Origin of the sequence: Anaeromicropila populeti (assembly GCF_900112775.1) — a bacterium.
Lineage (GTDB): Bacteria > Bacillota > Clostridia > Lachnospirales > Lachnospiraceae > Anaeromicropila_A > Anaeromicropila_A populeti.
In genome coordinates this window covers 69,163-88,947 of sequence record NZ_FOYZ01000015.1, presented here as the reverse complement: position 1 = coordinate 88,947, position 19,785 = coordinate 69,163, and the positions used below count along the sequence as shown (strand labels likewise).

Here is a 19,785-nt window from a genome sequence, read left to right as displayed (position 1 = left end):
AGCTGCAAAGGTCTCAGCTTTTTTCCTGGTGCTTTTACCTCTACAAATGCGACACGCCCACCTGGAAAAAATACAATCCGATCCGGCACACCATCCCATCCTGGTGATACAAATTTTACTGCCCTGCCTCCCAGTTTTTTTACTTCCTGGGTCATTTTTTGTTCGATCCGCTTTTCGGAATCTATCATAACTAAGACCTCTCCTCTCCACTTACCAAGCAAATGATATCCTAACATATCCTCAGCCTTGCATTCTCTCTTTTTATCTGGTATCACCTTCACCACTGTTGCTTAAAGAACAAAAAATCCCTATACGCGTAATATACGTGTGTTATGCGCATCTATTACTATTATATATATATTTATAAATATATATATAATATATACAACATAGACAACAACATCACGTAATCCCTTGCTATATGGGGAATATCACCTGTTGCCTGCCCTCCACTTTTTAGCTACCGCTTGGCAACCAATTTCTGAAAATCGTGTTGTAGTTGCCTATCCCTTGCGCACACCCTCTTGCCTTTCTTCTCTTACATAACCCTGTGAAACCCCATAAAGAGAAAAACGCATCTTTCCTTCTGCGCGTTTCCACCCTTCGATATTCGACATGATTGCAATCAGTTCATTTGCATCCTGACGTTTTAAATTACCGCGCTCTTTTCCTAAACATTCACACCATATCTCCATGTTACAAACCCGTTCACGCCTTCTTATTCCTATGCTTTTATTCCCCTCGAATTCCGAACCATTGATAAAATTTCGCCTTTCATACAACCCCATCTTGTCCCAATTCGCAGGGAGCAGCATCTCCAAATACTCCCTTACCGTTCCTTCCCGATCGTCCTGCTCCATCGCTTTCTTCTGCTCATGCACTGCCATTGCTTCTATATGCGTTTCCAAAAACAGTTCCTCCCCCTGTTTATAATACCAAAGTGCCTCTGCCCAGATTTGCTCCACCTCCTTTTCGGTTATCTGCCAGGAACCCCTTTCTTTTCCACCTGGTGCTTTTACTGGCCAAAACCTGCGGTTTCCTGTCACATCCCGCAAATACGTATCTGCATTTGTAGTGCCGATAAAAACACATTGTCTGGGATGTGGAGTGGCATGCTTTCCAAAAGCAGCTCGATAAATATCATTCTGCCTGGAAAGAAAAGCTCTCAGTGTATTTACATCTGTCTTTCTAAGACCTGCCAGTTCCCCAATCTCCAAAATCCAATAGCCTTGTAATTTCTCAGCAGCTGTCTTATCTTTTGTATCGCTTAGGAAAAGCGAATCACTAAACCATTCTCCACACAGTTTTGCGATTAAGGTTGACTTTCCTTTTCCCTGTGGACCACTTAATACCAGCATCGTATCAAATTTACACCCGGGCTGTATTACCCTTGCGATCGCAGCACATAACGTTTTTCTGGTTACTGCACGAACATATTCATTATCCCTTGCCCCAAGGTAATCAATAAGAAGCATATCTAGCCTTGGAATTTCATCCCACTCAGGAAGCGAAGCCAAAAACTCACGAATGGGATGGTAGGAACGGTCATCTGTTACTTTCGATACCGCAATCGTATAATTTCTTGCCGAAAAACTGCCATACGTTAAATCCACATAAGATATTAACTGCGCATCATCTGCATCCCGCCAAAACTTAGAGGGATGCTTCCAAGGTACCTCCCCCTTGATTTCCATTCCATCGCTCAATTGATTAAACACAATTGATTTTAATTGTTTATCATTCTTAAGAATACAAATGAGGTTCTTTAAATTGTTTATTAAAACTCCCTGCCTGTTATATTCTAATCCTGTTCTCCAATCCTCTCCCTCTTTGAATTCCTCCTTAACCGCTTCTTCACGTTCTTTTGCAAGTCTTACCTTAATCTTTTCTTCTTTGGAAGCAAATTCTTGCATGGCTTTAAAAGAGGGTTGTCTATTACTCTCTGTCTCTTCTCCATCTTCCCCATCCAGATGGCCAAACTTATGCAGTCTTACTACATCAAACGCACTCAGAAGTTTCCCACAAGCAGGATCCGTTGCATGATGGCTATACACAAATTTATCCTCATACACTACTACTCCAGCTGAGGAATCTGCCAGAACGTAATCATATCTGCCATACATAGCACTTGGCTGATACACATCCGAAAGATACGTATCCATTGCCTGTGTTACTGTATAAGTACGATTAAAGGCACCTATGATTCCTTCTTTTGCTAGTGGATCCGCCTGTTTCTTCCTCTCTCTTTCTACCATTGTATGCTGTCTTTTGCTTACTGGCCAGGAACTAATATCTTGCCAGTTCTGATAACGGGCAAGTACCTCATCCGGATTTATCACTTTTCCTTCTATTTCTTTATAAAGAAATTCTCCATCCGCAGAGGTGCTTGGCCAATACATTAGTCTAGATGGCTCATAGGTAGAATCATCAAATAATTCCATTCCGATATCGGATGCCAGCATTCTCGATATGGCGCCATATTCATGCGGAGTTACCTCGCGGGTTAAAAAAAGAATCAAGCGAAGTCTTGGATTCTCTGGTGTATGCTTATGCGTGGAATACAACACACATTTTATGTCATGAAACAATTCTAACTGGTCAATAATATCTTTTGTGCCATAGTCCATATCAAGTGTAATGGCTGTTCTGGAAAGAATACTGTCCTTCTTACGTCTTCCCTCTTTCAGCCTCCCCAGTACAAATCCTCCCACATCTTTAATCGCATCTTGCTTTCCCTTTGGCATTTTCTTATACTGGTCTATGGTTTCAGCCGTCCGCTGGGTATGGGAGACTCTTTCCATAAAAGCCTCTACTTCCATCTCCTGACCAATCCACTTCTTTTCCATTCTTGAATTTCCAATTGATACAAACAGTTTTATTTCTGCCAACCTCCTTTACCTGTATTCCTTTCTTTCCAACTATTCTTTATATTTACTGTTGTCCTTCTGTCTCCTAATCTTTTTTGTAAAACAGACTTTCAAAACCTGCCGCCTTAAGAAAAAGTCCTTCTGCCCAGTCTGGGCTCACAGCCATAATGTCATTTACCTCTTCTACGGAAGAAGTCCCTATCGGAACTTCCAGCACCACTTCATCGTGGACATGACATACAATAGCAAACCCCTTCTGTTCCAACCGAAGCATTGCTTCCGCTAAAATATCACGGCTTATAGCCTGCACCATATTTTCTACTAGCTTTGGCCCATATGTTTTAATCCGAATCCACTTTTTACTTTCTCCGATTCCCTCATAGGTTAACGCTTCCCTACCAAATTGATTGATTCCTATGCGTGGCTTTATATAAGAAAGTTTTCTGCCAGATGGCAGTGTAATAAAAAGAATGCCGCTTTGATAATGAAACCCAATTCTACCGACCCTTGTTGGTTCTTTATTTTTTACTGCTGCAATGGCAGCTGCATCTACCGCCCACCAAAAGTGTGTTATATGTGGATTGGCATTTCTCCAGGTTGTGACAAGAGACGGTAGCTCCTCTTCCTTTAGTCCCATTTCTAAAGCCCCCATAGTAAGCAAGGCTCCTACTGCTCCACCATAGCCAAGTGCCAACTCTGCTATTTTACCTTTCTGTCTGAGAGGTGAGGTTTTTCCGATTTCTTCAATGGGAACATGAAACATGGCGGATGCGGATGCTTCATAAATTTTTCCATGCGTTTGAAATACCGCTATTCGCCAGGACTCTCCCGCCATCCAGGCAAGAACCCTAGCTTCAATGGCTGAAAAATCTGATATAATAAATCGGTATCCCTCCCTTGGTATAAAAGCGGTACGTATCAATTCTGACAAGAGATGCGGTGTGCTTTCATATAGCAGTTCCATTGCCTCATAGCACCCTCTTGTTAAAAGACTTCGCGCCAGTTCTAGATTTTCTATGCTGTTCCGAACTAAGTTGTGAATTTGCACCAACCTCCCTGCCCACCGTCCTGTTCGATTCGCCCCATAAAACTGTAATACTCCACGTACTCTCCCATCACTACAAACAACTCTGTCTATGGCTTCATATTTTTTTACAGAGGTTTTGGCCATAGAGCGTCTCAATTGAAGAAGTTCCAACACCTCTCCTGTTGTATGTTTCATAAGTTCCTGCACCTTTTCTTTGGACAGAGAATCTACTATGATTCCTTTTTGAAAAAGCCATTCTTTTAGTTGTGACACACTATTCGGATTATCCAGTCCAGATAGTTCCTGCGCCTTTTTGACAGCTGCTTCTTTATATAACCGATCACATACCATTGCCTGTTTTACCAGCTGGTTGTCTACTTGAATCCCTCTGTCATTGATTCTTTGATCCAGACAGTATAACCGCTGCTCCTGCTCACTGATTGGAAATTTCTCCAGTTTTTTTCGTATTTGCTTTTCCACATCAACATCACGGATACAATACCTTTTAAACAACTCCCATTTTTCTGGTGCATCCTCTGGCAGATTTCTTGTTCTCCCCTGATTTCCTTTTGTTGGCTTGCAGGGGCAGCAAAAATACCGAATAAGTTCTTTTCCTTCCGACAGCTTTTTCTTATCCAGATTTAATACCTCCCCTACCCCTTCTAGACTAAGAGGCAGTGCAAGTAGGGACGCCTGCACCGCGGTACAATACCATGCCTCTGGCTGTAAGGAAAAACCAAAGTACTGATTGATACAAGTACGTTCAAAGTTGGAATGAAATGCGGTTTTTCTTACCGTATTGTCTGCTAACAGTTTCATAATTTCCTGTGGCAGCCTTTCTCCCCTTTTCAAATCAATCAACTGTGTTTCTTCTTCATCCACGGAATAGGCAAATAAAAGAATTTCAAAGGCTTTACTTTCCACGTATCGGTACACTCCACAGGAAACAAGATCCACATCACTAAAGCATTCAATATCAATACTCAATACTTTTGGTTTTTCAGTTTCCATAAAAACTCCTTTGCTCTATTTACACAAAATATTGCGGATGGATTGCTCCATCCGATATGCCCTATCCTAAAAATTCCTCATTTCCATCTTCCATACCGTCAAAATCTTCTGCCGCATTGGTTCTTGCTCCCAACGACTCACCATCTTTTAGCTTTTGAATATTTCCAAGACCCGCTGCAATTCCTTTGTTTCCATTCGCACTGTACCCATAAAAGTTAACAGAAATTCTGCCATAGCACCCCGAATACACTTCTGACTGGTCCAGAACAGGCTGTACTTGTCTGTCTACTACCTGCGGTGGCTGCTTAGAATTTGCATTTAAAAAATAGCTGTTGTGATACGCCTCATCTTCTGGGCGGTCTATATCCCCATCCCGTAATGGTGTTTTTAAGTTAGATGGTATTTTGCCTCCCCACTTTCCAGCAGATTCTTTTTTTGCTGTTTCGATGGCGGTCTGGATTCTTTTTATTGTTTCCTTATCTTTTTTATCAATAATTGCAGAAACACTGTATTTAGGCTCACTCCCATTGATGGATTGTGGTTCCCAGCAATGTAAATAAGAAAACCTGCATGGAATAATTACTTTGGTTGGCTGATGATTCCCTGTACTCATATTATATTTCCTCCTTAAAATCCGCTTCTGCGGTTGTCTGATTGATTGCTTCTCGTTTGTCCGATACGGGTACTAATGTCACTTTACCTTTTGGCTTGTATAAATACTTTCCCAGTATGGTTAGAAATGTTTTCTTTCCCATTAATTTCTCCATTTCCGTAATCCCAAGCAAGGTGCACTGAAAAATATCGGTATAACCCGCTTCTTTTGCCGCTTCTGCCACCGCATCTTCATCTGTGTATTTTCGGTTGCTTCTGCCTTCCACTAACTTAAAACCGTTCCATATCTTTTGATGTTCTATTGCTTCTCTGGTTGCAAAGGCATACACTTCTTCTGCCCATTTTTTTAAATTGTCTGCTACGGAAAGCACCCTTTCGATTTCTTCCTCACTTAAAAGAGCTGGCTCCTGAAACTCCATTTGTGCCAGTTTTAGAAAGGAATTGGTTCTTGCACGACATTGTATTCCTGCCTTACAAAACCGGCACCAGTCCCCTGAAACATACTCCCCTTTGCCCTCATAGGCTAATGCTGCTTTTGGCTTTAATACCTCTTCTGCCCAGCTCTTTAATTCCGGTGCTGAAATCTGCCAGGTACTGACGGACTCCAGTCTTGGCTGAAAAATGGTCATCTTTACCGTATCAATGTCATAAAGCATTTCAAATAAATGAAGCGCTCCTAATCCGTAGAGCATCATCTGCGAATTCCACTCTGCCGAAACTGGAACTCCCTTACCATACTTCAGATCGATTACAGATACACAACTATCTGCTACAATCACCAAATCTCCTGTTCCAAAACCAAACGGTGCATATTGAGAGTAATCGAGGTGCTGTTCCACCAATACAACCGCATCCTTGCATGTTTTTCTTGTCCGCTCTACCTGCTCCGTAACATAGGCAGCATATTCCCCTACGTAAGCGTCCATTTCATTTGAGTCAAATTCCGTAACAGGTCTTGTTGCTGGCTCCTCTAAATATCGCCTAATCAGGTATTCTCCCAGCGCATGTGCTGCAGAGCCTTCTTTTGCATACACACTTTCTTCTTCCTCAAACAAGGATTCCAATACAGCGGATGGTGTGCAGTTTAGCCATCGTTTCGAAGAGGATGCTGCTAATAAAGCATGTTTTCCCATTATAAACCTCCTGCTTTATCTAACAATTCTGCCAGCCTGTCTTCCGGCACACTGGATAATTTTTCAGCACCAAACTGATTTAAAAGTTCTTTGACCGCATCCGTTTTGCCATCCCTGCTTTTTTCTGCTAATACAGCCCTTACTTCTTCCACAGTAACCGTTTTTCTTTTGTCCGTATGGCAATGGGTTTCTTTTCCCCAATCCACATTCACTTCTTTATCTTTCTTATTTTCCGTATGGGCAATGGCGCGCAGTCCCTCTGCAATATCCTCCAGCCCTTGTGCTATTTTTATAAAATGCTCTTTCATCCTACTTTTTCTTCCCCTTTCTAGTTAGTATGTTTTATTTGGTTTTATCTTGTACCTTCGGATTGTTGTCGCTCATAGGCTGAAATTTCTTTTTCTATCTTGGCTAACTTTTCTGCAAGTTTATGTGCCACAATGCTAATAGAATATAACACACCAATCAGTTCTTTTGCTTGCTCCATTAAGTTTCCTCCTTCCTGTCAGATTCAAAGAAAAAGTTCCTTCTATAATCGTAATGACAAAAATGAGTCATGTGGGCAAACTTTCTTCTAAATTCATCTTTTTTCATAGCCTTTTTCAGAAAACCAGTTCCTTAACTTTTTTAGTATTTTATTTTTCCGATAAGAAATGGTTTTCCTTGGAATGCCAGACTGACCCGCATATTCCCTTTCTGACAATCCCTCCATAAAGAGTGCCCGTATCAAATGGTTCTCCTCTTCTAATAAAATAGAAAATGACTCTTCCAACAACTCCAGCATACTATTTTCTTCTACTAATTCTTCTACGCTCTTACTCATACCTTCCATATGAATTCCGTTCCTAGTTTCATACTCTGCATATTCCTCATAGGCTACTTCGATTTGCTTTTCCAACTGTTCTTCTTTGTCCCTTTTTCTTTTTTGCACCTGTTTTTCTCTCCACCATGGCTGCATATATGCACGATACACTTCTTCTGAAACCGTTACTTTTTCTACCACAGACCCTTTTTTTACAGTAATTTTTCTTTCCTTCATATCGCAAGTCCTTTCCTTTCAGAACACCTGAAACGAAAGAACAATTCTAAAAAAGTGCATCAAAAAACTGCCTGCATTTTAAAACACCCAGAGTCTACTAACGTTTCGTAGACTCTGGCAATTTAGTAGCTCGCTGGCATCTTCACTCGGCCCTGTGGCTCAGTAGCCTGGTATTCAATTGGTTTATTAGTTTCTTATACCTCTTTGTATAAAAAAAGCAGAAGAATACCATTACTTATGTAATCGTAATCTCCTGCCATTTGGTAAGTCGCAGCCTTTGTCTGCACCTCCGTTGCTAGGTAGCCTTCACTAAAATGATTTTTTTCTGTTCCATTCTATTTTACTGAATTACTCCGTATCGTTTCCTGTTTAACAGGAATCTGATCCAAAAATAATACTACAATCTGTTTACATCTGGGACATTTCATCTCAAGCTGTCCCTGCATCTTGGTATCACTTTTTACAAAATCAAATAATCTTTGTCCACAGTTTATACAACATGCCTGATACTTCATTTTTACCATTCCTCTCCTTTTTCCAGTCGGTTACTTTACAACGGCATTATACAAAAGGGAGGTAAAAAATACAATAGAGTTGTCCTATTTGGTTCATTTATGGGTATATTCGGCACATTTTAATGTGTTGCATGTAGAATAGCATGCTTATTCTTATAGAATGGTTTCTTCTTTCTATCATGAATGATTGGAGGACTGTTTTTCTATTTTTTTAAACCGTTCAGAACCATCTGGTAATTTCGGTTGATACAACGTCCCTAGACAAGTAGCATTCACATTCTTTTCTATCACTTTTTCTGCTACCACCACCAAGGTTTTTTTTAACCATTTCTGATCTTTTTTCATGGAAAATGTCGCCTTTCTGCTGTCTCTATCCTGTTTTGCTGTTCTGGAAAGCAAGCCTATAGTTTATTGACATATTACATTGCTGTAAATGGATTTTATATCATGTTTAAAAGTCCGTCCTACACGCAGGATCTTACCCGTCTTCAAATATACACTGGTCTTATCCAAACATACGATTTCTGCTTTATTTACCAAAGTCCCTTGGTTAATTTTAAGAAAGCTTCTCCCTAACTGCTGTTCCATGACGGAAATAGACTCATAAAATTCATACACCCCATAATTGCTGTGAACCGCCACCTTTTTTGCTACTTTTTCCACATAATGAATATCACAGTACCGCATGTGAATCATTTTTGTCCCCGTTTTTATTGTCAGCATAGCACTCTCTTTGTGTTTTCGGAATCCTTCCACCATTGCCAGCGTCCTTTCATAAGTACGCTTCAACTGTTCCAGCTGTATTGGTTTTTCAAGATAGCCAGATGCCTGTACCTGAAAGGCTTCCGCTGTATATTCCTTATATCCAGTAATAAAAATAAAACTTGCCAACGGATTGGCTGCCAGTATCTTTTGTGCCAGCTGTATTCCGTTTCCCTCTTTTAACTCGATGTCCAAAAATGCAATATCAATATCTCCCTTTTGTATCCGCCGATCTAGTTCTTCTGTCACGTTACAAAAAGAAAACAGATTTGCCTCAATTTTTAACTGTTGATTTAAACGCCTTATATAACTTTCATTGACTCCCAGACTAATTTCCTCATCATCGCAGATTAAAAGATTTAACTTCATGCTTTTCTGCACATCTCCTTTCCTCTATGGGAATGTATACTTCTACGATAAAACAGGTTTCTTCGCAATAAATCTTTGCTGTTCCTGCATACTTTTCTGTGATTTTTTTAATAATCCCGATCCCCAAACCATGATGATCGGCATCCTTTTTTGATGTCACATAGGAATTTTTGATTTGTACTGGCTTTTCTGCAAATGAATTTTCACACCGAATATGGTAACCGTGTTCATTTGCCATAATACACAAATCTACATAACCTTCTCCTATCAACTGCTTTTCTGCTGCCTCAATGGCATTGTTTACAATATTAGAAAGCAACGAACAGATGTCCACATCCTTCATTGGCAGTTCCTTTACCATTACCTTTGTATAAAAAGAAATTCCTTTTTCTTTTGCCAGCTTATGTTTTTGACGCAATACAATTGCTATGGTTTTATTCTCAATACAGAGCAGATCTTCCGAAAGCTCCACCTCTTGATACAGTTCACGCAAATACTCTCCCATCCTGTGATACTCCTGATTGTCACAAAGGGATTTCATTAAACCGATATGCGAACGCATATCATGCCTTAAATCACTTAATTTTTCTGTTACTTCACTGATTTCCGAATACATTTCCAGTTCCATGCTCATTTGCTTTACGGTCAGCTTATTCGCCAGCTCTGTTTTATTTCTTTTATTTATAATCCATATTATGTAGAGTGTGGTAACCGCAAACAGCCAAAGTGTTCCTGTATACATGAACTGCATCACCTTGACACTTCCGTTCCGAAACTCCCTGTTATGAAAAAGCAACCAACTTGGCACACTCAACGCAAAGTGCAAAATAACCAGGGGAATTACCTCTCTATAATAAAATAACTGTCTGACCCGTTTTACGATAACGATCCGTGAAAAGCAAAAGCCATAGAGTAAACACCCCATTCCTCTTGCAAAGAATGTGAGTATCACATTTACCAATCCAAATTGAATGGCTGTATCCATCGACTGACGAAACAGAACAACCCAACCCAAAAGAAAAATGCTGTCCATTACAATAGACAAAAGTGCCAAAACTCCAATGATTAATAGTCTTTCACTTCTTTTTGTTTCAAACAGCCTTTTTAGTACTCGTAGTAAGTATAGCAATTGAATGATTATCCCAACTGAATTAACGGAATCATTTCCACAATGAAATGTAATCAGCTGCTTTGAAAAAAAAAGAAAGTAAAGTCCAAGACCTCCCAGAAAATAATACTGCCCTTTTTCATATCTTTTGTGAAACAGTTTTGAAAATATCTTCATCCATAAAACTGGCTCTACTGCATAGGCAATAGCATACAGCAGATAATACCAAACATTCAAAAAATATACCTCCTGTTTTTAACGTATTTGCCGAGATAGTTTAGCATACTCTAACCCATTCCTCAATATTTTTTTCAAATTTGGATAATATTTTCATAAATACTGTAAATTTATTGTACTTTTATTATTTTTTGGCATTATGTGCATAAAAATAAGAGCCTGTGTGCGAAGCTCTTATTTTTTATTGGAGAATCTATTTCAATATTGGTAACGGGCTAACTAAATTGGATGGCTGTCTGGCAAAGTGAATCCTTGCCAGACAGTAAGACTTTTAGAGGTTTGTATGAAAAAACGATCTATACCCAGATATATATTCTGGCTTTTCCTCGTAAGCAATTTGAAAAAAATATAATGCGACGTGGTTCAAATCAATATGTAGCAGCATACAGCTTCTGTATATCTCGTCAGCATTAAATTTTACATGGTTGTTCAGTTTCTGCGTCAGGGATGCTCTTCCGATTCTTAGGGCATCTGCAAACTGACTTTGTGTTTTATACTGATTTTTTATCTCCATTCGTAGTAAGTTAAAATTATAGGTTATTTTCTGATTTGGTAATCTTGCTGCCATTTCTGCTTTATCTCCTTACTCAAACATATGGATAAAAATGAAACGCTATTTATTTCTTCTTTCTTCCTCTTCTTTTCTTTTTTGGCACTTCTTTTTCTTCTAATTCTTTTTCACTGTTTAACTTTGGATCAACCGTACAATAAAAGTAGACTGGAATTTCCTCAATGTCTATGTTCAATAATTTTATGGCGTTATAAATTTCCATCTGTGAAAATCCAAGTTTATTATTAAGTCTCTGGCTCAGCGAAACTCTTCCAATTCCCAGTGCCACTGCAAAAGCTTCTTGTGTATTATACTTTTCCTTAATTTTTCCTAATAATTTATTATAGTAAAAATGCTTTATTTCTTTTTTCTCCACAAATTCACTTCCTCTGTATAAAATTAATAGTTTCCCCAGTAGCTTGCACCTCGTTTTCTGGGGATGTGACTGGCTAACTAGTAACAGCCACTTTATGAAAAAATACATATTAAATAAACTAAAAAGGGATAAGGGTGTTAAAAGCCTTCATGCTTTTGTAAGGGGTCTGATGAAGTGCTTTTTCTTTGTAATGCAGATAAACTTCAATAGTATTCTCTTATTCTTTGTAATAAATCAACTCTGCATTACTTTGAACAAACATATTGTATCTTTTTTACTTATAAAGCACAATATAAGGTATTAAATCAATTGTTGTTATTAGTTAATTTATGTCTATTGCAATTAGTTTTTATACGACATTATGAAAAATAGCCTTTTTAATATGAATTTTTACTAAAAATCTTATTGAGAATGAGAATTTTTAATAGCAATTATCTTTCTTATGCAGTAATAACAAGTGTTGTACGTATTTTCTATTATTCTTTTATTTTACTTTATTCTATTTTTTTAACCAATTTTTCATTACAATCCTATGAAAAATGCCATTTATCCTATTAATTCTCATTTACCAGATATATACAATTTGACATTTTCCTTATTTATGGTACTATAACCAATATGAGAAAATATTTATTTTTTTAAGGGGGAATTCCTATGATTTATTTTTGTTATATTGCATCACTAATTGTATATGCTATTGATCCTTATATTTCTATTAAAGTTCTATGCCAGACTTTTGAAAAGAAAAGTTCTAATTTAAGATATTACATTGGAAGTGGTATCGGACTATATATACTTGTTCTTATCAAACAAATAGTGGCATTTCAAAATGTACCTGCAATTATTAATATGATTTTTTTTCCTGTTCTAATACTGTATTTAATTTGTTTTTGCATATTACTTTTAAAAAATAAACTTTGGTCAAAATTATTTGTTATAGGGTTACTGTTTATCCTTTCTACCGTTATGGATTTTCTAACAGTTGGTTCATGGTTATTATTTACTAATGTTCCGCTCGAGGATATGACAAACTTTGGGGTAATTAATTGTTTAATGACAATAAATGCACGTTTTTTAGGTTTACTTATTTATAAGTTGATATTTATTAAATACAAAGATACTGGAAAAAATTATATTGCTATTTTCAAAGAACTGCTTCCTGTTGTTTTGTGCAATTTAATTTTAGAAATACCTGTTATGGCTCTTTTTAATAACATGCAGCTTATAAACTATAAGATTTCTACACTTTATGGAATTATGTTTGGTCAAATTGTTATCGTTCTATGTGTGAGCATTTACATGATTATGATTCACTTAAAAAAGCAACGTAATGCAATGCAAATGGTTCTTAAAATGCAACAGATGGAAATAGAATTATCCTCCTACCAGTCCATTGCAGAAACGACAAGACAGGTACGTCAGATTAGACATGATATGAAATCACATTTATTTCTAACTCGCTCCTACATAGAAAAAGGTGAACTAGAGATGGCCATTGATTACATTAATAATCTCTATACCATTATACAAGAAGCTGATACTACTTTTTGTCTGGATAATTTATTGTTGGCCGCCATATTAAGTGAAAAAGGAAAATTAGCTAAGACACAGTCTATTCGGTTTGATATCAGAATTACAGTAAATAACTTTCAAATTGAAGACCGTGATTTAAACTGTATGCTTTCCAATATATTAGACAATGCCGTTGAAGCCCAACAGTTTGTTCCCTTAGAACAACGCTACATTGACTTGGAAATGTATCACTTTTCAAATCGCATTTCTATTTCGTGTGAAAATTCCATGTCAAAAAAACCTTCCTTTAATACTCTTGGTAAATTAGTTAGTACAAAATCTGAAGGGTTTGGCGAACACGGTTTAGGTATTGACATTATTCGTGAAATTGCTCGCAAATATCACGGTTTCTGTACCATTGATTATACGGATACCCGTTTTACAATAAAGGTTGTGTACCCCATCGGAGAAATGCGAGGTGATTGGAATGAAACTGACTACACTTATTGTTGATGATGATTTAGTGGCACTCTCTGTCCATAAAGCCTACATAGAATCCTTTAGTAAAAAATACCGTGTTCAAACCACTATACATACTTTTTCAGATATTACAGAAGAATTTCATGTTTTTATTGCAAAGCAAAAGATAGATCTAGCCATATTGGATATAAAAATCAACCAGACATCTGGTATTGCAGTTGCAAAAAAAATTCAGTCACTTTATCCACTAACTGCTATTATATTTATTAGTAATTATGCTCAGTATACCTTTGATGCTTTCGAACTGTTAGCTTATGGATACTTAATGAAAACGGTAAAACAGGAAACTTTTGAACGTTTATTTGTACGGACAATTCATTATTTAAATTCAAAAAAAAGTAATACGAGTACTTCAACCTTAGAGTTCATATATAATCGGCAGAAAACAGTTATTAAGCAACACAGTATCTGTTATATACAAAAGGATGACCAACGTGTAAATATCATTACAAATATTTCTAATTTTACCGTTTACGAGTCGATAAAACAGTTAGAATCGCGTTTATGCTATTTTTTTATAAAAGCGCACAGCGGATTAATCATAAACATGAATAACATATTGCACATTGATGGAAAACGTATTATTATGAATACAGGAGATATTTTTGACATTCCTCCTTCACGTATGAAGAAGGTTAATGAAGTGTATAAAAACTTTCCAAAAGGATTATTTTAGCACTTTATTAAAATATGAACTATTAACCCAACTTAACGAAAGGTGTGATAATATGATTCGTAGCAAAAGTACATCGGAGAAAAATATTGTGAAGCTTACTAATACGGCATTAAAATTAAGTGCCAATTCGGCTTGTTTTTTTTGGCTTTACCAGCCCAAACTGCCGATCGGTCTAGAAAAATTTAAAAAATAGTTTTATAAGAAAAGAGAGGGTTATCAAAGCTTGATTTATACCCTCTCTATTTTCTATTTAGCAGGTCATTTCTTGATTGGCAATTATTACTTTTAATGATATTTTCAAGTTATACTATCAAGTATAACTTGTGCCGTTTCCGCTTTAGAAATAACCTTACTCAAATTCACTTAGCTTAATTATCTTTTCTTCTGCCTCTTTTGTGTCCTTGTCTATATAATGGATATACAATTCCGTTTCATTGTTTCTGAATTCGCATATATCAACATCAGTATCATAAATAATATGTGGAAAAGAAATTTCTTTTCTTGTATTTTGTATATATTTTTCTTCTATAGCAAGTTTAGAGTCTGAACCATTACGCCAATCACCAATTACATAGGCCACATATTTTTTTCCAACGCCCCATACGTTATTTAGCCAAATAGATTGCAAATTATTTTTATAGTCTACATATTTATCACGAAAAACCCCTGTACCATAACCATAATGGATATTTACTGTATCATCATAAATTGATACACGTGGAGGATCGTTAAATTCGCCCAATATCTCACTATATATAGATTCTCCATTTGTATTGTACACCGTATATCTATAATAATCGTTATATTCACGAAGTCCCATTTTTTCAATACAATAATATTTTTCTTTCTCAATTATAGTCCATTTTGTATGCAACGGCTCTTCTGATTCATTTGTTGTTATAGATTCTGTCATTTCTTGAGCATCCTTTTCATCAATATTATTAAACTCTTTTTTATTTTCTTTTATACAAGAGGTACATAATAAACTTACCCCTATTAATAAAAGTACAGAGCTCTTTATTTTGCAGCCTTTTATTTTTACCACCTCCTGGTATGAATATTATTCTTTTTAAAAGTACTTAATAACTATTATTTCAATTTATAAAATCTAAAAGTACTTGTTGACACTCCACTAATGAATACTTCTTGTAAAATAGTAAAATCCCAATTTGGTTGTCCACTTACTAGTTGTGGTGAATAAAACAGAACACAACCACTTGTAATATCACTTACAATACGATAGCCGACTTTTAAACAGGTTTCAATTAAAGGTTCATACAATGTACTTGATCCGTTACGGCTATTTAAATAATTCATACATTTATTATATTCATTGGTTAAATAAGATGTATATTGATACGGCCAAGAAACAGTTGAATAATAATTTCCATTACTAGAATATCTAGTTACAGTTCGGTTTACTATTACGCTTGCTACTGCTCTTCTTGCTGTTGTATTCTGCCCAATAGCTTCACCTGCTACTGTTGCAATTAGATATTTATCATCCGTCGGAATATTATTGCCACCACTGTTAATATAGCTATATACTGTATCCTCAACGTATTGAATAATATTGGAATTTTGCATGGCATAATAGCCCGAATCATCTATATAATACATCGGATTATTTTCACAATACTGATACATATTTTTATTATTATCAATACATAAGCAATATTCATCTGCATTTAAAAATCGACAAGTTTCTGGGTTATAATATCGGCTTCCTAAATAGTAAAAACCTGTTTCACTATCGAAATAATAACTGCGGTAACGGATTGGATTGAGCTGCCCTATTCTCATGTCTCCAGTTATTTGAATTACATTCCCCCAAGCATCATATTGGTATGTACAGACAACAGTTCCTTCTTCATTTTCAATTGCAACAATATCTCCTAATAAATTCTTCACGTATATATAGACTTTTTTATTTAACAAAAAACCTGTATAATTATATTTAGTATCTATTTGAAACTCTAGCGTATCCGTTCCGTCACTCTGATAAGATACTTTGCTGTTTGTGTAACGGAAATCTGTTTCAACACCATTTACAGTCTTTGATACTCTATTAACATCATCATAATGATATTGTATACTATTTTGTGAATCCTTTAGCTCTACCAGTTGACGTCCTTTTGTCCATTGCATAGACCAGTCAAAGTACTTGGTCGGATTTCCCATACTATCATATAGAAAAGTATTGCTGTTAAATTGAATCATTCTGTCAGGTTTGTTATCGTCAAAATAGATATTATTGCAGTTCAGTAACTTGGTTAAATTTCCTTTTGTATATTCATAAGTTTCTTTTTTTACAAGATTACCAATTGCATCATATGAATACAAATAACTAATTCCTAAATTTACATTATCAACCCTAGTCAACTGACGCTCTGCATCATATGTATAAAATATACTTTTTCCACCTTCTTGTACTTCAAATATATCTCCGCTATTTTTTAACTTGTACTCTTCCTGCACTTTATTATGATTTAGATCATATTTATACAGCAAATCTGTTCCATTTACTGTAACATCAGGCTGAATGGCTTCTACCAGATTATCGTAACCATCTTTACTTTGTTCATACCAAAAAATATCCTGCCCGTTTTTCATCTTATAAACACAAAGTTTCTTATCAAAATAGAAAGTTTTCAGATTATTTTTATAATCTATTTTCTCAACCAGCTGATTTTCTTCATCATATCTGTATTCCATATCTAGATTAGAATCATTATTTGAACCGATTCCGGTCAGCTGTCCATTCTCATTATAGTAATATTGCACGGAATCTCCATTGATATACCGTATTTCGTTTAACTGATGTGCTAGATTATTCGTATAAGAATACTGAGCATAAACATCTCCTTCGTGATTTATCTGCTGAGTTGTTCCAAAGGAATCATATTCAAATGAATAATCACCAATTTTTGTATTCTGTAATTCTGGCTGTTCCATAATATAGTCTGATAAAGTACTTTGATTATTTATATTTATGACCTCTGCGTCCAAATTAATACTTTTTGCAACAACAGTCCCATCTATATTTAAGTTATTTGCATGTATCGTAACCGTTCCGTTTGGTGCATAAATAAGTCCCCTAAAATTAATATTAGTATGATTATTAATTGTAATATCACCTGATTCACTGTACAGAATAATATTATCTGATGCAATATCTTCTCCCGTTATCTGAATATTTTTTAAGGCGCCAAGATTAGCATTCAAAAATTTAACATGGTTTATCTCCATATCTGTATCCGAAAATTTTGCATTTAAAATTCTTTCCTGATTTTCAATCATTATACTTTTTTCTTCATCAACATTACCATTAATAAAATAATTATGTAAGATAAAACTATCCCTATTACCTGTATTACTGTGATTACATACCTCGCTCAACAACGTTTGGTCAGAATAATTAGTTCCGTTAAGTGTAATTTTATCTGCATTTACAAGAATATCATCTGTAACACAAATGTTTTCTATATAGCTCTCTTTTTGCTCTGCCTTAGTTGTTAAATTAGTTCCACATAAACTAATTAACATTGATGTAATTGTAAGCAACAGGCTTATTATTTTTTTACTTTTCAATTTTGTTCTCTCCTTTATATCAGTCACTTTGACTTTTTTTGTAATATCTTCAATTTCTTCCTGCATTAATAATTTTTACAATAATACCAAAATATATATTCCTCTTTCTAATAAAACATTTTGATTATAAAAAAATTTATTCCACGTTTACCATATTGTAATCAAACCTTGGTGAATTTATTAATTCAATAAGTCCTAGACTTTCAGAATCACTTGCTTCTAACCACCTCTGTAATCTTCCCATCGCTTTTTTGGAAGTAATTTTATTTGGCTCGAAACATGAACTAGTAGAAGCAATAATTACAAAAATATCATGTAAGTCTGGTAACTCAAAACACCTACCATTTACATATTCTCTAATGTAATTCATGTATATATTAGCTGTATAAAGTCCCCACTCTTCATTTCCAGAAAATTCATTCATTTCTCCTATAAGATATTTCATTTCATTAGAATCTGTTAGTACAAAAATATAATTTCTTGGGTCATTAGTATTTTTTCGTTCTGCTGTAATACAACTAAAATCACCAAAACTAACATATCCCATATTATCTTTAAAATTATCATCGCTTTTAGATTTTGTCTTAACATACTTTATTTCCATATACATCCTCCAATTTCAGTTGTTTTTACTAATTTCTTTTTTCAATGTTAATACTATATTCATCTAATTATTTATATATATTACATCTTTTGATGTAATTTGTCAAATTTCATATAGCGTTTTCTTTTTTACATTAATACTTGTTGACTTATCTACTTTTGCCATTCAGTTCATACTTTTTAGCACAACCTTACCCCGTAAATCTTTCCCAAAACTTCATTTAGTCTCTCCAATGTGCTACAAACACACTTTTTCAAAAAAAATAAAACCTACTAAACCCTTGTAACTATGGACTTTTTAGCTACGTCAACATATCCTTGACAGCGTTAGCATGCCCTGTCGAAAGTGACCCGTCGTGTCCTGTATTAAACGCAGAAAGCATATCAATTGCGGCAGCATCTCTTACTTCTCCAACAATAATTCTATCCGGTCTTGCTCTTAAGGCTGCTTTTATTAAATCTCGGATGGATACCTCATTTCGTCCATCAACATTAGCGTTTCTCGCTTCTAGTGTTACCAGATTAGGATTATGATTAATCTGCAATTCACAGGAATCCTCAATTGTTATAATTCTTTCATCAGATGGAATAAAATTAGATAATGCATTAAGAAAAGTTGTTTTACCAGAACCTGTGCCTCCACTAATAAAAATATTATATTTTGACACTACTAAATTTTTAAGAAATTCACAGACCTCTTGACTTAAACTTCCTATTTCAACTAACTGTTCCATTGTAATTGACTCCAAAGGAAACTTTCTGATTGTCATGACGGGACCATTTACTGCAACAGGCTTTAAAATGACATTAACTCTGGAACCATCTATAAGTCTGGTATCAACAATAGGTGACGACTCATTTACTATCCTGTTTGCTGAAGAAACAATTTTTTGTATTACATCCTCCAACTTTTGAGAAGATTCAAATGTAAGTTCAGTTTTAGTAATTCTACCATTTTTTTCAATAAAAATATGTTTTGATCCATTTACCATAATTTCAGTAATTTCCTGATCCTCGACTAACTCCTGCAATACATCTAAACGCCGCAAAGAATAGAAAACATAATTCTTAATTTTATTTCCCGACTGCAACCCTATATAGATTTCTTTGGATAAATCATATATTACTGAACTAATTAGATCTAAAACCTGTTCATCCGCCATATTTATGGATAAGTCTAATTGCTTTAGAACTTTATTTTTTACTTCCATTAATATATTTTTACGTGACACTATTATCATCTCCACCACAAACTAC

21 protein-coding genes are annotated in these 19,785 nt (G+C 35.5%); 3 read left to right on the top strand and 18 right to left on the bottom strand.

All coding sequences use genetic code 11. The annotated features are described in order from the left end of the window. From BM305_RS16065 to BM305_RS16005, 14 genes are all read right to left on the bottom strand, one after another. The coding region (locus BM305_RS16065; RefSeq protein WP_242940567.1) for a VRR-NUC domain-containing protein at positions 1–236 on the bottom strand (236 nt) is incomplete at its 3' end. A 267-nt stretch (positions 237–503) separates the two neighbouring features. Then, complete coding sequence (locus tag BM305_RS16060) at positions 504–2,879, bottom strand: virulence-associated E family protein (protein ID WP_092563125.1); 2,376 nt, start codon at positions 2,877–2,879, stop codon at positions 504–506. Positions 2,880–2,952: 73 nt separating this feature from the next. Beyond that, the gene (locus tag BM305_RS16055; protein WP_092563113.1) at positions 2,953–4,905 is read right to left on the bottom strand and encodes a DNA polymerase; all 1,953 of its coding nucleotides are present in this window, start codon (positions 4,903–4,905) and stop codon (positions 2,953–2,955) included. A gap of 61 nt (positions 4,906–4,966) precedes the next feature. Next, on the bottom strand, positions 4,967–5,518 hold the full coding sequence (locus BM305_RS16050; RefSeq protein ID WP_092563110.1) for a DUF2815 family protein: 552 nt from the start codon (positions 5,516–5,518) through the stop codon (positions 4,967–4,969). Position 5,519: 1 nt separating this feature from the next. Then, entirely contained in the window at positions 5,520–6,650 is a 1,131-nt protein-coding gene (locus tag BM305_RS16045) for a DUF2800 domain-containing protein (protein WP_092563107.1), read from the bottom strand. Further along, entirely contained in the window at positions 6,650–6,958 is a 309-nt protein-coding gene (locus BM305_RS16040; protein WP_092563104.1) for a hypothetical protein, read from the bottom strand. The genes BM305_RS16045 and BM305_RS16040 overlap by 1 nt, the downstream gene beginning before the upstream one ends. Before the next feature lie 44 nt (positions 6,959–7,002). After that, positions 7,003–7,137, bottom strand: coding sequence for a hypothetical protein (locus tag BM305_RS19680; protein WP_272481969.1), 135 nt, complete (start codon positions 7,135–7,137; stop codon positions 7,003–7,005). A gap of 93 nt (positions 7,138–7,230) precedes the next feature. Further along, the gene (locus tag BM305_RS16035; protein ID WP_092563101.1) at positions 7,231–7,689 is read right to left on the bottom strand and encodes a sigma-70 RNA polymerase sigma factor region 4 domain-containing protein; all 459 of its coding nucleotides are present in this window, start codon (positions 7,687–7,689) and stop codon (positions 7,231–7,233) included. Positions 7,690–8,024: 335 nt separating this feature from the next. Then, complete coding sequence (locus BM305_RS16030; RefSeq protein ID WP_177214771.1) at positions 8,025–8,204, bottom strand: SIR2 family protein; 180 nt, start codon at positions 8,202–8,204, stop codon at positions 8,025–8,027. 177 nt (positions 8,205–8,381) lie between these two features. Continuing rightward, on the bottom strand, positions 8,382–8,549 hold the full coding sequence (locus BM305_RS16025; RefSeq protein ID WP_092563095.1) for a cyclic lactone autoinducer peptide: 168 nt from the start codon (positions 8,547–8,549) through the stop codon (positions 8,382–8,384). Positions 8,550–8,612: 63 nt separating this feature from the next. Continuing rightward, positions 8,613–9,335 (bottom strand): LytR/AlgR family response regulator transcription factor, encoded by a 723-nt coding sequence (locus tag BM305_RS16020; RefSeq protein WP_092563092.1) that lies wholly within the window; start codon positions 9,333–9,335, stop codon positions 8,613–8,615. Further along, positions 9,307–10,680 (bottom strand): sensor histidine kinase, encoded by a 1,374-nt coding sequence (locus BM305_RS16015; RefSeq protein WP_092563089.1) that lies wholly within the window; start codon positions 10,678–10,680, stop codon positions 9,307–9,309. Before BM305_RS16015 ends, BM305_RS16020 begins: the two co-directional genes overlap by 29 nt. A gap of 271 nt (positions 10,681–10,951) precedes the next feature. Then, entirely contained in the window at positions 10,952–11,248 is a 297-nt protein-coding gene (locus tag BM305_RS16010; protein WP_092563086.1) for a DUF739 family protein, read from the bottom strand. A gap of 49 nt (positions 11,249–11,297) precedes the next feature. Next, positions 11,298–11,606 carry a DUF739 family protein gene (locus BM305_RS16005; protein ID WP_242940566.1) on the bottom strand — a complete coding sequence of 103 codons (309 nt, stop codon included), beginning with the start codon at positions 11,604–11,606 and terminating at the stop codon, positions 11,298–11,300. 654 nt (positions 11,607–12,260) lie between these two features. Between BM305_RS16005 and BM305_RS16000 the strand changes: the two genes are divergently transcribed. From BM305_RS16000 to BM305_RS18840, 3 genes are read left to right on the top strand one after another with little or no spacing between them, the layout of a single operon-like run. Beyond that, complete coding sequence (locus BM305_RS16000; RefSeq protein WP_092563079.1) at positions 12,261–13,631, top strand: sensor histidine kinase; 1,371 nt, start codon at positions 12,261–12,263, stop codon at positions 13,629–13,631. Continuing rightward, entirely contained in the window at positions 13,606–14,334 is a 729-nt protein-coding gene (locus BM305_RS15995; RefSeq protein ID WP_092563076.1) for a LytR/AlgR family response regulator transcription factor, read from the top strand. The genes BM305_RS16000 and BM305_RS15995 overlap by 26 nt, the downstream gene beginning before the upstream one ends. A 52-nt stretch (positions 14,335–14,386) precedes the next feature. Next, complete coding sequence (locus tag BM305_RS18840; protein WP_143099198.1) at positions 14,387–14,527, top strand: cyclic lactone autoinducer peptide; 141 nt, start codon at positions 14,387–14,389, stop codon at positions 14,525–14,527. Positions 14,528–14,683: 156 nt separating this feature from the next. Here BM305_RS18840 and BM305_RS15985 read toward each other — a convergent pair whose 3' ends face one another. The 4 genes from BM305_RS15985 to BM305_RS15970 form a co-directional block, all read right to left on the bottom strand. Beyond that, positions 14,684–15,379, bottom strand: coding sequence for a hypothetical protein (locus BM305_RS15985; protein WP_092563070.1), 696 nt, complete (start codon positions 15,377–15,379; stop codon positions 14,684–14,686). Between the two features lie 44 nt (positions 15,380–15,423). Then, positions 15,424–17,925, bottom strand: coding sequence for an RHS repeat-associated core domain-containing protein (locus BM305_RS15980; RefSeq protein WP_177214770.1), 2,502 nt, complete (start codon positions 17,923–17,925; stop codon positions 15,424–15,426). Positions 17,926–18,061: 136 nt separating this feature from the next. Continuing rightward, entirely contained in the window at positions 18,062–18,529 is a 468-nt protein-coding gene (locus BM305_RS15975; RefSeq protein ID WP_092563064.1) for a hypothetical protein, read from the bottom strand. Between the two features lie 301 nt (positions 18,530–18,830). Beyond that, positions 18,831–19,769 carry a CpaF family protein gene (locus BM305_RS15970; RefSeq protein WP_092563061.1) on the bottom strand — a complete coding sequence of 313 codons (939 nt, stop codon included), beginning with the start codon at positions 19,767–19,769 and terminating at the stop codon, positions 18,831–18,833. Positions 19,770–19,785: the final 16 nt, after the last annotated feature.